This is a genomic window from Acidovorax sp. GW821-FHT09B03 (assembly GCF_059418305.1).
Window position 1 is genome coordinate 621,731 of sequence record NZ_JBWKPP010000002.1, and the last position, 11,860, is coordinate 633,590.

The 11,860-nt window shown below is 68.1% G+C and carries 10 protein-coding genes; 7 read left to right on the forward strand and 3 right to left on the reverse strand.

Annotated elements, in window-relative coordinates; translation table 11 throughout:
• Positions 1-7 precede the first annotated feature (7 nt).
• The 3 genes from AC07PA_RS06165 (at position 8) to AC07PA_RS06175 (ending at position 4,219) form a co-directional block, all read left to right on the forward strand.
• On the forward strand, positions 8-3,127 hold the full coding sequence (locus AC07PA_RS06165) for an efflux RND transporter permease subunit (protein WP_494609325.1): 3,120 nt from the start codon (positions 8-10) through the stop codon (positions 3,125-3,127).
• A 41-nt stretch (positions 3,128-3,168) separates the two neighbouring features.
• Positions 3,169-3,558 carry a hypothetical protein gene (locus AC07PA_RS06170; protein WP_494609326.1) on the forward strand — a complete coding sequence of 130 codons (390 nt, stop codon included), beginning with the start codon at positions 3,169-3,171 and terminating at the stop codon, positions 3,556-3,558.
• 100 nt (positions 3,559-3,658) lie between these two features.
• The gene (locus AC07PA_RS06175; protein ID WP_145696996.1) at positions 3,659-4,219 is read left to right on the forward strand and encodes a DUF4303 domain-containing protein; all 561 of its coding nucleotides are present in this window, start codon (positions 3,659-3,661) and stop codon (positions 4,217-4,219) included.
• Between the two features lie 8 nt (positions 4,220-4,227).
• Here AC07PA_RS06175 and ppsR read toward each other — a convergent pair whose 3' ends face one another.
• The gene (gene ppsR / locus AC07PA_RS06180) at positions 4,228-5,049 is read right to left on the reverse strand and encodes a posphoenolpyruvate synthetase regulatory kinase/phosphorylase PpsR (protein ID WP_007854708.1); all 822 of its coding nucleotides are present in this window, start codon (positions 5,047-5,049) and stop codon (positions 4,228-4,230) included.
• Between the two features lie 247 nt (positions 5,050-5,296).
• Between ppsR and ppsA the strand changes: the two genes are divergently transcribed.
• The 4 genes from ppsA to AC07PA_RS06200 all read left to right on the forward strand — a co-directional run bounded on the left by ppsA (position 5,297) and on the right by AC07PA_RS06200 (position 10,967).
• A complete protein-coding gene (gene ppsA / locus AC07PA_RS06185; RefSeq protein WP_494609327.1) occupies positions 5,297-7,690 on the forward strand; it encodes a phosphoenolpyruvate synthase in 2,394 nt (797 codons plus the stop codon).
• Positions 7,691-7,734: 44 nt separating this feature from the next.
• Positions 7,735-8,094 (forward strand): DUF4212 domain-containing protein, encoded by a 360-nt coding sequence (locus AC07PA_RS06190; protein WP_494609328.1) that lies wholly within the window; start codon positions 7,735-7,737, stop codon positions 8,092-8,094.
• 61 nt (positions 8,095-8,155) lie between these two features.
• Positions 8,156-10,240, forward strand: a complete 2,085-nt coding sequence (locus AC07PA_RS06195) for a VC_2705 family sodium/solute symporter (RefSeq protein WP_494609329.1) — start codon at positions 8,156-8,158, stop codon at positions 10,238-10,240.
• Between the two features lie 184 nt (positions 10,241-10,424).
• The gene (locus AC07PA_RS06200) at positions 10,425-10,967 is read left to right on the forward strand and encodes a hypothetical protein (protein ID WP_108016337.1); all 543 of its coding nucleotides are present in this window, start codon (positions 10,425-10,427) and stop codon (positions 10,965-10,967) included.
• Between the two features lie 72 nt (positions 10,968-11,039).
• Here AC07PA_RS06200 and AC07PA_RS06205 read toward each other — a convergent pair whose 3' ends face one another.
• Positions 11,040-11,399 carry an FKBP-type peptidyl-prolyl cis-trans isomerase gene (locus tag AC07PA_RS06205; RefSeq protein WP_007857699.1) on the reverse strand — a complete coding sequence of 120 codons (360 nt, stop codon included), beginning with the start codon at positions 11,397-11,399 and terminating at the stop codon, positions 11,040-11,042.
• 84 nt (positions 11,400-11,483) lie between these two features.
• Entirely contained in the window at positions 11,484-11,798 is a 315-nt protein-coding gene (locus AC07PA_RS06210) for a winged helix-turn-helix transcriptional regulator (RefSeq protein WP_007857697.1), read from the reverse strand.
• Between the last annotated feature and the right edge of the window lie 62 nt (positions 11,799-11,860).

Below are 11,860 nucleotides of genomic sequence, written 5' to 3' on the forward strand. Positions count from 1 at the left end.
AGCCGCAATGTTCAAGTGGCTCCTCGAAAACAGCCTGGCCAACCGGCTGCTGGTGCTTATCGCGGCCGGCGTGCTCATGGCTTATGGCGCCTTCACGCTCTCGCGCACGCCGGTGGACGTGTTCCCCGACCTCAACAAGCCCACGGTCACGCTGATGACCGAGGCCGGCGGCATGGCCGCCGAGGAGGTGGAGCAGCTCATCACCTTCCCGCTGGAGACGACCATGAACGGCCTGCCCGGCGTGGAGAGCGTGCGCTCCACCTCCAGCGCGGGCCTGTCCTTCATCTACGTCACATTCGACTGGAGCACGGACATCTTCCGCGCGCGGCAGATGGTGTCCGAGCGCCTGTCGTCCATGGAGGAGGGGCTGCCCGTGGGCGTCACGCCGCGCATGGGGCCCATCAGCTCCATCATGGGCGAGATCATGCAGGTGGCGATCCCCATCGACGTGCAGCGCACCACGCCCATGGCCGTGCGCGAGTATGCCGACTGGGTGCTGCGCCCGCGCCTGCTGGCGATTGCCGGCGTGGCGCAGGTGATCCCCATCGGCGGTGAGGTGCGCCAGTTCCAGGTGCAGCCGCAGACGGCGCGCATGGCCGAGCTGGGCATCACGCACGACCAGCTCACAGGCGCGCTCAAGGGATTCTCGGCCAATACCTCGGGGGGCTTCCTGGAGCTCAACGGGCGCGAGTACCTGATCCGCCACCTGGGCCGCACCTCGCGCCTGGAAGACCTGCAGAACCTGGCCCTCACCGCGAAGAGCGGCCAGCCGGTGCTGCTGCGCCAGGTGGCCGAGGTGACCTTCGCCGCAGCCCTCAAGCGCGGCGACGCGGGCTTCGAGGGCAAGCCCGCCGTGATCCTCGGTATCCAGAAGCAGCCCACGGCCGACACCATCGCGCTCACGCGCAGCATCGAGGCGGCACTGGGCGAACTGAAGAAGTCGCTGCCCGCGGGCATGGAAACGCCGCGCGTCACCTTCCGCCAGGCGAGCTTCATCGAGGCCTCGGTCACCACCCTGCAGGGCAAGCTCATGGGCGCCTCGGTGTTCGTGGCGGTGATTTTGTTCGTGTTCCTCGGGACGCTCAGGCCCACGGTGATCGCGCTCACGGCCATTCCGGTGTCGATCTTCATCACGGCGCTGGTGTTCAAGTACTTCGGCCTGTCGATCAACACCATGACGCTGGGGGGGCTGGCCATCGCCATCGGAGGCCTGGTGGACGACGCGGTGGTGGACGTGGAGAACGTGCTGCGCCGCCTGAAGATGGACCGCGCCCGGCACCCCCAGCACCGGCTGCACCCGCTGGAGGTGGTCAAGCTCGCATCGATGGAAGTGCGCTCGGGCATCCTCTACGCCACGGCTATCATCGTGCTCGTGTTCCTGCCGCTGTTCGCGCTGCCGGGCATCGAGGGACGGCTGTTCGTGCCCCTGGGCATCGCCTTCATCGTCTCCACGATCGCGTCGCTGCTGGTGTCGGTCACGGTCACGCCGGTGCTGGCGTTCTACCTGCTGCCGCGCATGAAGAACCTGGACCATGGCGACACGCGCGTGGTGGCCTGGCTCAAGGCGCGCTACCGCGGCGGGCTCACCCGGGTGCTGGCGCGCCCGCGTGCCGCCATGGCGGTGAGCGCCGTGGCGGTGGTGCTGTCGGTGGCGGCGGTGCCGTTCTTTCCGACCACCTTTTTGCCGCCCTTCAACGAGGGCACGCTGCTCATCGGCATGCGCCTGAACCCGGGCGTGACGCTGGCCGAGTCGACCGCCCTGGCCAGCCAGGCCGAGGTGCTGGTGCGCCAGGTGCCCGAGGTCACGCACGTGGGCCGGCGCAGTGGCCGGGCCGAACTCGACGAACATGCCGAGGGCGTGCACGTGAGCGAGCTCGACGTGGGCCTGCTGCCTGCGGCCGAGCTGAAACGCAGCATGGCCGAGGTGCAGGCCGACATCCGCAGCCGCCTGGCGCAGATGCCGGCGGCCATCGCCATCGGCCAGCCGATCTCGCACCGCATCGACCACATGCTCTCGGGGGTGCGTTCGCAGATCGCGATCAAGCTTTTCGGCGAGGACCTCGATACCCTGCGCGGCCAGGCCGATGCGCTGCGCGCGCGCCTGGCCAGCATCGACGGCCTAGCCGACCTGGAGGTGGAAAAGCAGGTGCTTGCACCGCAGATCACCGTGCGCGTGGACCACGCCGCGGCCGCCCAGTACGGCGTGCCCGCAGCGCAGGTGCTGGCCACGCTGCAGGGCCTGGTGGAGGGCGAGAAGCTCACGCAGATCGTGGAGGGCAGCCGCCGCTTTGCGCTGGTGGTGCGCCTGCCGGAGAGTGCGCGCTCGCTTGAAGGCCTGGCGCAGATCATGATCGAGACGCCGCGCGGGCGCGTGCCGCTGTCGCGCCTGGCCAGCATCGAGGACGGCGACGGCCCCAACCAGATCAGCCGCGACGATGGCAAGCGCCGCATCGTGCTCTCGGCCAATGCGCAGGGCAGGGCGCTGTCCGACGTGGTGGCCGACATCCGCAAGGTGGTGGGCGAGACGCGCCTGCCCGACGGCTACTTCATCACCCTGGGCGGCCAGTTCCAGGCACAGGAGGAGGCCAGCCGCCTGGTGGGCATGCTGGCCGTGGTCTCGCTGGTGCTGATGTTCGTGGTGCTGTACACGCGCTACCGCTCGGCCACGCTGTCGGCGCTGATCATGGCCAACATCCCGCTGGCGCTGGTGGGCGCGGTACTGGGGCTGTGGATCTCGGGGCAGCCGCTGTCGGTGGCTGCGCTGATCGGCTTCATCACGCTGGCCGGCATCTCGGTGCGCAACGGCATCCTGAAGGTCAGCCACTACCTGAACCTGATGCGCGTGGAGGGCGAGAACTTCGACACCGCGATGATCGTGCGCGGCTCGCTGGAGCGGCTCTCCCCCGTGCTCATGACCGCCCTGGTCACAGCCTTCGCGCTGGCGCCGCTGCTGCTGGAGGCCGAGCGCCCCGGCACCGAGATATTGCACCCGGTGGCGGTGGTGATCTTCTCGGGCCTGATCAGCTCGACCCTGCTCGACACCTTCCTCACCCCGGCCCTGTTCTGGCTGTTCGGCCGCCGCGATGCCGAGCGCCTGCTCGACGACCGGAGCGCCGAGGCGTTCTGACCTTTTTTCTCTCCGTTCCCCCAACCCTTGAAAGGACCTCCATGACAAGCAAGCATCTCCTGGCCGCGCTGGCGCTGGCCGTTTCGGGCGCCGCCTTCGCGGCCGGCGACCACAGCCATGGCGACGACCACAAGCCGCAGCATGGCGGCATCGTGGCCGGCACCCACGACATGGACTACGAGCTGGTGGCGCGGCCTGACGTGATCACCCTGCACCTGCGCGACCATGGCAAGCCAGCCAGTTCGCAGGGCGTGGGCGCCAAGCTCACGCTGCTCAACGGCACCGAAAAGTCCGAGGCCGTGTTGGTGCCGGCCGGCGAGGGCCGGCTCGAAGCCAAGGGCACGTTCAAGGTGGCGGCCGGCACCAAGGTGGTGGCGTTGGTGACCTTGCCGGGCAAGAAGCCCGCGAACCTGCGTTTTGCGCTGAAGTAAGCAGACACCCACGCCAGCCGGTGCGCAATCCGTCACGGAAGTGGCGCCCGGCGCATCGGCATGCACTGCGTGCGGCGCATGCCTGGCCTACCATGCCGGCATGCCTGCTTCCACCGACTTTGATTTCGCCGCGCTGGCCGAGGGCATCGCCCAGGCCAGCCGTGCCGCCCTGGCCGATATCTCCGGGCGCTGTGGCCCCGGCGATCCGGTGTGCGCCTTCACCCTGTACACCGATGACGGCGCCATGACCGTCTGCCCGGCCCTGATCACCGAATCGCAGGTGCGCGAGCTCACCGAGCGCCACCCGGACGATGCCGGCTACTACCGCTACAGTTCCTCGGAATGGCCCCTGGAGGGCGAGGGCGCCAACGGCGCCTTCAATGACCTGTGCACGCTGGTGCGTGAGCATGTGCTGGCGCTGCCGGACGAGGGTGGCGATGCCGCCTTCACCGCCTTTCGCGCGCAACTGCTCGAAACCATGGTCCAGGTGCTGGAACGCCTGCGCCGCGAAGACCCGGCGTTCGCCCGCGAATCGCTGATGCTGCAGGTGGCCGTGTCGGATGGCGACGAGCCTGCCGAGGTTCTGAACCAGTGGGTGGCCCGTCTGAACCCGCCCGCCGTGGCGACCCGGTTCAAGGCCTGGACGGATACCTGGGGTTAGCCGTCAGATCAGTATTCCAGGCGTTCCGGCCGGATCTCCTGCAGGATCGTCGTGGCGATCTCCTCGATCGACTTGGTGGTGGTGGACAGCCAGCGGATGCCCGCGCGGCGCATCATGGCCTCGGCATCGGCCACCTCGTTGCGGCAGTTGACCAGGTCGGCGTACTTGGAGTTGGGGCGCCGCTCGTTGCGGATCTCGGATAGGCGCTCGGGCTGGATGGTCAGGCCGAAGATCTTCTTGCGGTGCGGCTCCAGCGCGGGCGGCAGCTGGCGGCGCTCGAAATCCTCGGGGATCAGCGGGTAGTTGGCGGCTTTCATGCCGTACTGCATGGCCAGGTAGAGGCTGGTGGGGGTCTTGCCGCTGCGGCTCACGCCCACCAGGATCACGTCGGCACCGGCCAGGTCGCGGTTGCTCTGGCCGTCGTCGTGCGCCAGGCTGAAGTTGATGGCCTCGATGCGGTCGGTGTATTCCTTGCTGCGGCTCACGTCCGAGAAGCGGCCCACGCGGTGGTGGGACTTGATGCCCAGCTCCTCTTCCAGCGGGTGCACGAAGGTGCCGAACATGTCCAGGAGCATGCCCTTGCAGCCTTCCTGGATGACGCGCAGCACCTCCATGTTGACCAGCGTGGTGAAGACGATGGGCTTCTTGCCCTCGATCTCGGCCGTGTGGTTGATCTGGCGCACCGTCTGGTGCGCCTTGTCCACGCTGTCGATGAAGGGCAGGCGCACATGGCGCGGTTTCATCTCGAACTGGGCCAGGATGGCGTTGCCGAAGGTTTCCGCGGTGATGCCGGTGCCGTCCGAGACGAAGAATACGGTGCGCGTGTGCATGGTGCAGGGTCGTTGGTGAGGAAGTCGTGGTGCCGGGACTACAGGCATCGTAAGCAGGTTCCTGCATGTTCCGGGCGCGGCAGGCCTACAATTGTGTCAATTATCCAAATTTCTCAACCATGCACGCCGTCGGCACACAACCACAACGACAAAGCCTGATGAGCCTGTGCATGGCCGCTCGCCCCACGGTGCCCCTTGGTAGGGGCGGGCGCGCAGACGACCCGGTTTCAACTTCTGGAGCTTTCCCATGTCTGCACTTTTCAGCCCGACCGCCCTGGTCGTACCGTTTGAAAACCTGAGAATGACCGATGTCGAGTCGGTGGGCGGTAAAAACGCCTCCCTCGGCGAAATGATCTCCCAATTGCCCGAGGGCGTGCGCGTCCCGACCGGCTTTGCCACCACGGCACACGCCTTCCGCGAATTCCTGGCCCACGACGGCCTGGCCGACAAGATCAGCGCCAAGCTCGCCAGCCTGGACACCGAGGACGTGCGCGCCCTGGCCCGCGTGGGTGCAGAAATCCGTGCCCTGGTCGAGGCCCAGCCCTTCCCGGCCGACCTGCAAAAAGCCATCGGCGAAGCCTTCGCCACCCTGTCCGCAGGCAACCCGCAGGCCAGCTTTGCCGTGCGCTCGTCCGCCACGGCCGAGGATTTGCCCGACGCCTCGTTCGCCGGCCAGCAGGAGACCTTCCTGAACGTGGTCGGCATCGACGACGTGCTGCACAAGATGAAGGAGGTCTTCGCCTCCCTGTACAACGACCGTGCCATCTCCTACCGCGTGCACAAGGGCTTCGCGCACGACGTGGTGGCCCTGTCGGCCGGCGTGCAGCGCATGGTGCGCTCGGACCTGGGCGCTGCGGGCGTGATGTTCACCATCGACACCGAGTCGGGCTTCGAAGAGGTGGTTTTCATCACCAGCAGCTACGGCCTGGGCGAGACCGTGGTGCAGGGCGCCGTGAACCCGGACGAGTTCTACGTGCACAAGCCCACCCTCAAGGCCGGCAAGAAGGCCGTGATCCGCCGCAACCTGGGCAGCAAGCTGGTGCAGATGGTGTTCTCCACCGCCGAGGAAAAGGCCGCGTCGGGCAAGCTGGTCAAGACCACCGACGTGCCCACCGAGCAGCGCAACCGCTACTCGCTGAGCGACGCCGACGTGCAGCAGCTGGCGCATTACGCGCTGGTGATCGAGCAGCACTATGGCCGCCCGATGGACATCGAATGGGGCAAGGACGGCACCGACGGCCTGCTCTACATCCTGCAGGCCCGCCCCGAGACGGTGAAGAGCCAGTCCAAGGGCCAGGCCGAGATGCGCTACAAGCTCAAGGGCCAGGGCACCGTGCTGGCCGAAGGCCGCGCCATCGGCCAGAAGATCGGCACCGGCCCCGTGCGCCTGGTGCACAACATCTCCGAGATGGACAAGGTCCAGCCCGGCGACGTGCTGGTGACCGACATGACCGACCCCAACTGGGAGCCGGTGATGAAGCGCGCCAGCGCCATCGTCACCAACCGCGGCGGGCGCACCTGCCACGCCGCCATCATCGCGCGCGAGCTGGGCATCCCGGCCGTGGTGGGCTGCGGTGACGCGACCGAGCTGCTCAAGGACGGCACCCTGGTCACCGTGAGCTGCTCCGAAGGCGACACCGGCCGCATCTACGACGGCCTGCTGGAAACCGAGATCACCGAGGTGCAGCGCGGCGAGATGCCGAGCATCAAGACCAAGGTCATGATGAACGTGGGCAACCCCCAGCTGGCCTTCGACTTCTGCCAGCTGCCCAATGAGGGCGTGGGCCTGGCGCGGCTCGAGTTCATCATCAACAACAACATCGGCGTGCACCCCAAGGCCATCCTGGACTACCCGCAGATCGATGCCGACCTGAAGAAGGCCGTGGAGTCGGTGGCCCGCGGCCATGCGAGCCCGCGCGCCTTCTACGTGGACAAGGTCGCCGAAGGCGTGGCCACCATCGCTGCGGCGTTCTACCCCAAGCCGGTGATCGTGCGCCTGTCGGACTTCAAGAGCAATGAGTACCGCAAGCTCATCGGCGGCAGCCGCTACGAGCCCGAGGAAGAGAACCCGATGCTGGGCTTCCGCGGTGCAGCGCGCTACCTGAGCGCCGACTTCGGCGAGGCCTTCGCCATGGAGTGCGAAGCCTTGAAGCGCGTGCGCAACGAGATGGGCCTGACCAATGTGCAGGTGATGGTGCCCTTCGTGCGCACCCTGGGCCAGGCCGAACGCGTGACGCAACTGCTGGCCCAGCACGGCCTGCAGCGCGGCAAGGACGACCTCAAGGTCATCATGATGTGCGAGGTGCCGAGCAACGCCATCCTGGCCGAGCGCTTCCTGGAGTTTTTCGACGGCTTCTCCATCGGCTCCAACGACCTGACCCAGCTCACCCTGGGCCTGGACCGCGACTCGGGCCTGGAACTGCTGGCGCACGACTTCGACGAGCGCGACCCTGCCGTGCTGGCGCTGATTCACCAGGCCATCAAGGCCTGCCTGGCCCAGGGCAAGTACATCGGTATCTGCGGCCAGGGCCCCAGCGACCACCCTGACTTCGCGCAGTGGCTGGCTGCCGAGGGCATCTCCTCCATCTCGCTGAACCCCGACAGCGTGATGGCCACCTGGCAGCAGCTGGCCGCAGGCTGAGGCCTTGCGCGCACGGGCATCTCAGCGCCATCCTGGCTGACCCGATGCCCGTGCTGCCCCGCTCCCCCACCAAGCCTGTCGAGCCCGAGCTCGCAGGCCCTTTTCCGCCCGACCTGCACGACGTGAGCCACCTGTGGCTCAAGGCCGGGTTGTTGCTGATCTGGGTGCTGGTGTCCTTCGTGGCCACCTACTTTGCGCGCGACCTGCAGTTCCTGGTGGCTGGCGGCTGGCCGCTGGGCTACTGGATCGAGGCCCAGGGCGCGGTGCTGGTGTTCATTGCCATCGTGGTGGCCTACGCCTGGGCCATGAACCGCTTCGAGCGCCAGGACGAGGAGCGCCGCCTGCTGGAGCAGGCCGCGGCCGCCCGGGCTGCCGAGGACGGCCAACCACTGGACGCGGCCTGACGCCATGCGCAGGCAAGAAGGCGGCTCTGCGGGCGCATCCCCCTCCGGCGCCGGGCCGGGGATGGGAACCAGTGCCGTCGAGAGGGCCTATTCCTGGCGCCTGCACCGCATCCTGGCGCTGTACATCGCCGGGGTGTTCGGCTTTCTGGCCCTGATGATCTGGGCCGAGCACCAGGGGCTGTCGCGCCACTGGATCGGGCCGATCTTCCTGTTCCTCACCGTCATGGTGTACGCCGGCATCGGCGTCTATGGCCGCACCTCGGACCCCGAGGAGTACTACGTGGCCGGGCGGCGCATCCCGCCCATGTACAACGGCATGGCGGCCGCAGCCGACTGGATGAGCGCGGCCTCGTTCATCAGCCTCTCGGGCGCGCTGTACCTGCAGGGCTTTGCGGGCACGCCCGGCCAGCCCGGCGGCCTGGCCTACCTGCTGGGCTGGACGGGCGGCTTTTGCCTGGTGGCGATGCTGATCGCACCGCACCTGCGCGCCATGGGCCTGTACACCGTGCCCGATTTCTTCCACGTGCGCTTTGGCGGCCGCTGGCCGCGCGTGATTGCGGCGTTGGCCGCGGTGCTGTGCTCGTTCACGTACGTGGTGGCGCAGATCTACGGCGTGGGGCTGATCGCCTCGCGCCTGACCGGCGTGCAGTTCGAGATCGGCATCATGCTCGGCCTGGGCGGGGTGCTGCTGTGCTCGTTCCTGGGCGGCATGCGCGCCATCACCTGGACGCAGGTGGCGCAGTACGTGGTGCTGCTGCTGGCCTTTCTGATCCCCGTGTCCTGGCTGGCCTACAAGCAACTGGGCAGCCCGCTGGCGCCCCTGGTGTATGGCACGCAGATCACCAAGATCGCCGACCTGGAGGCGCAACTGCTCGACTCGCCCGCCGAGCAGCAGGTGGTGCAGGTCTACCGCCTGCGCGCGCAGGAGTTCGAGGAGCGCCTGAAGGACGTGGAGGCGGCCCTGGAGCGCGAACGCGAGAAGGGCCGCGAACGCATCCGCACGCTGCGTGCGCAGAACGCCGACGTGGGCCTGATCGTGCTGGCCAGCCGCGACCTGGCGGCGCTGCCGCGCGACCCGGCCGCCGCGCGCGAGCGCTGGACGCGCGAGATGCACGAGAACAACGAGCGCGCACGCCCCCTGGGCGGCCTGCCGCAGCACAGCCAGGCCTTTGCCGGCGACCCCGACGGCACGCCCGAGGAGCAGCGCGAGTTCGACCTGAGCCGGCGCAACTTCATGGCGCTGATGTTCTGCCTGATGGTGGGCACGGCCGGGCTGCCGCATCTGCTCACGCGCTACTACACCTCGCCCACGGTGTCGGGGGCGCGGGCCTCGGTGGGCTGGTCGCTGTTCTTCATTGCCCTCCTGTACCTGAGTGCGCCCGCGCTCGCGGTGCTGGTGAAGTTCGAGGTCATGCACAACCTGGTGGGCAGCAGCTTCGAGGCGCTGCCCAACTGGATGGCGCAGTGGGCGCGGGTGGATGCCTCGCTGCTGTCGATCGAGGACGTCAATGGCGACGGCATCGTGCAGTTCGGCGAGATCCGCCTGGGGGCCGACCTCATCATGCTGGCCACGCCCGAGCTCGGTGGTCTGCCCTATGTGGTCTCGGGCCTGGTGGCGGCGGGCGGGCTGGCGGCAGCGCTGTCCACGGCGGACGGGCTGCTGCTCACCATCAGCAACGCGCTGGTGCGCGACCTGTATTTCCAGGGCTCGGACCGCGAGGCCTCGCCCGAGCAGCGCGTGATCCTGACCAAGTTCGCGCTGCTGGCGGTGGCGCTGTCGGCGGCCTTCGTGGCGGCGCTCAAGCCGGCCGAGATCCTGCCCATGGTCTCGGCCTCGTTCTCGCTCGCGGCATCGGCCTTCGTGCCGGTCATGGTGCTCGGGATCTTCTGGCGCGGCACCACGCGCCAGGGGGCCGTGGCGGGCATGCTCTCGGGCCTCGGGGTGGCGGTGTACTACATGCTCTCGCACGTGGTGGCCTTGAAGGCGCTGCTGCCGGCCTGGCTGCTGGCCGACGGGCTGTGGTTCGGCATCCAGCCGATCTCGGCCGGGGTGTTCGGGGTGCCGATGGGCTTGCTGGTGGCGCTGGTGGTCAGCCGCGTCACGCGGCCCGCGCCGCAGCTGCCGCGCGTCCGGTCGGAGATGTAACAGGGCCTCCCGGCTGCGCCCGAGGCGGTGCAAATCGGTACCGCCTGAAGGGACATGGAAAAACCCGACTTCTCAAGCGGCCCCAAACGTGACACCCTGTAACCCATGCTGCACGGCGAGCCTGGTGAGTGCCCGGCAGCCGCATGCAGCCCACAGTGGGCCATTTCAATAACGGGGGGGATACATGGTTCTGGTCAAGACGCAGGCGGGGCAGGAAGCGCTCAAGGACCGCCATGGTGGGTTGACCTCGCGGCAGCGTTCTGCCTTCATCATGTTCGATGGCAAGCGCTCCACGGGCGAGGTGCTGGCGGCCACGGCGGCCATGGGCATCACGCAGGACGATGTCCAGGCCATGATTGCCCAGGGCCTGCTGGAGCCGCTGTCGAGCAGCGGCGCCGGGGCCGCGGTGGCTGCTGCAGCCGCCGCCAAGGGGAGCGGGCAGGCCGTGGCAGCCGCGGCTGCCGCCGCTGCGTCCAGCACCTCGTTCGAGGCCACGGTGGCGATGGAGGCCATCCAGGGCAGTGGGCGCTCCGAGCAGCAGCGCTACAAGGACGCCTATCCCATCGCGACGGAGCTCACGGCCGGCCTCGGCCTTCGGGGCTTTCGCCTGAACCTGGCGGTGGAGGGGGTGGGCAGCTTTTCGGACCTGGCCGCACTGGCCCCCAAGATCCGCGAGGCTGTGGGCGATGCCAAGTTCGCGCGGCTGGACAAGGCCCTGTTTGACTGACGTCCATTTCGCCCGGCCATGAAAAAAGCGGCCCGTGGGCCGCTTTGTCGTTGTTGCCAGGGGGCGCTGAAATCAGCGGCCGACCTTGAGCAGTTCCACGTCGAACTTGAGCGTGGCGTTCGGCGGGATCACGCCGCCGGCGCCGCGGGCACCGTAGCCCAGGGCTGCGGGGATGATCAGCGTGCGCTGGCCGCCGATCTTCATGCCCTGCACGCCTTCGTCCCAGCCCTTGATGACCATGCCGGCACCCAGCGAGAACTCGAAGGGGTCGTTGCGGTCGCGGCTGGAGTCGAACTTGGCGCCTTGTTCGCCGTTGTTGTAGAGCCAGCCGGTGTAGTGCACCGATACGTTCTGGCCCTTGGTGGCTTCTGCGCCGTCGCCCACGGTGGTGTCTTCGTACTGCAGGCCGGATGCGGTGGTGGTGAGCGCCATGAAAATCCTTGTTGGCTTGTGGAGGGAGAGCAGGGGGCCGTTGCGGCGCAATCGGTCACTGCCGGTTGAAAGGTGCGCCCGATTTTACGCGGCAGGCTTCTTGACCCGGCTGGCCACCCAGCGCGTGGCAAAGGCCTGCACGTCGCTCAGGCGCTTGAGCAGGTCGGTGCCCGAGGGGGTGACGGTGTAGCCGTCGCTGCCGTGGTCGACCAGGCCGGCCTCGCGCAGCTCCTTGATGCGGGTGTTGAGCGTGTTGGGGGTGATGCCGCCCACGCTGTCCTGCAGCAGGCGGAAGGTCTGGGGGTGTCCGTCACGCAGGGCCCAGAGCACACGCAGCGCATAGCGGCATTCCAGCCGCTCGAACAGCTGGTTGATGGCGAAATTTTCCTTGGAGCTCATGCAAGCTTCTCCTCGCGCGGTGTGTATGGAAAACAGTGGCGGCCCGCCGGACACTGCCCGCA

What these genes read in the sequence shown, in the direction of transcription:
- AC07PA_RS06170 (WP_494609326.1), top strand. Translation starts at nt 3,169, where the DNA reads ATGACAAGCAAGCATCTCCTGGCCGCGCTGGCGCTGGCCGTTTCGGGC.
- AC07PA_RS06175 (WP_145696996.1), top strand. Translation starts at nt 3,659, where the DNA reads ATGCCTGCTTCCACCGACTTTGATTTCGCCGCGCTGGCCGAGGGCATC.
- AC07PA_RS06200 (WP_108016337.1), top strand. Translation starts at nt 10,425, where the DNA reads ATGGTTCTGGTCAAGACGCAGGCGGGGCAGGAAGCGCTCAAGGACCGC.
- ppsA (WP_494609327.1), top strand. Translation starts at nt 5,297, where the DNA reads ATGTCTGCACTTTTCAGCCCGACCGCCCTGGTCGTACCGTTTGAAAAC.
- AC07PA_RS06190 (WP_494609328.1), top strand. Translation starts at nt 7,735, where the DNA reads ATGCCCGTGCTGCCCCGCTCCCCCACCAAGCCTGTCGAGCCCGAGCTC.
- AC07PA_RS06210 (WP_007857697.1), bottom strand. Translation starts at nt 11,798, where the DNA reads ATGAGCTCCAAGGAAAATTTCGCCATCAACCAGCTGTTCGAGCGGCTG.
- ppsR (WP_007854708.1), bottom strand. Translation starts at nt 5,049, where the DNA reads ATGCACACGCGCACCGTATTCTTCGTCTCGGACGGCACCGGCATCACC.
- AC07PA_RS06165 (WP_494609325.1), top strand. Translation starts at nt 8, where the DNA reads ATGTTCAAGTGGCTCCTCGAAAACAGCCTGGCCAACCGGCTGCTGGTG.
- AC07PA_RS06195 (WP_494609329.1), top strand. Translation starts at nt 8,156, where the DNA reads ATGGGAACCAGTGCCGTCGAGAGGGCCTATTCCTGGCGCCTGCACCGC.
- AC07PA_RS06205 (WP_007857699.1), bottom strand. Translation starts at nt 11,399, where the DNA reads ATGGCGCTCACCACCACCGCATCCGGCCTGCAGTACGAAGACACCACC.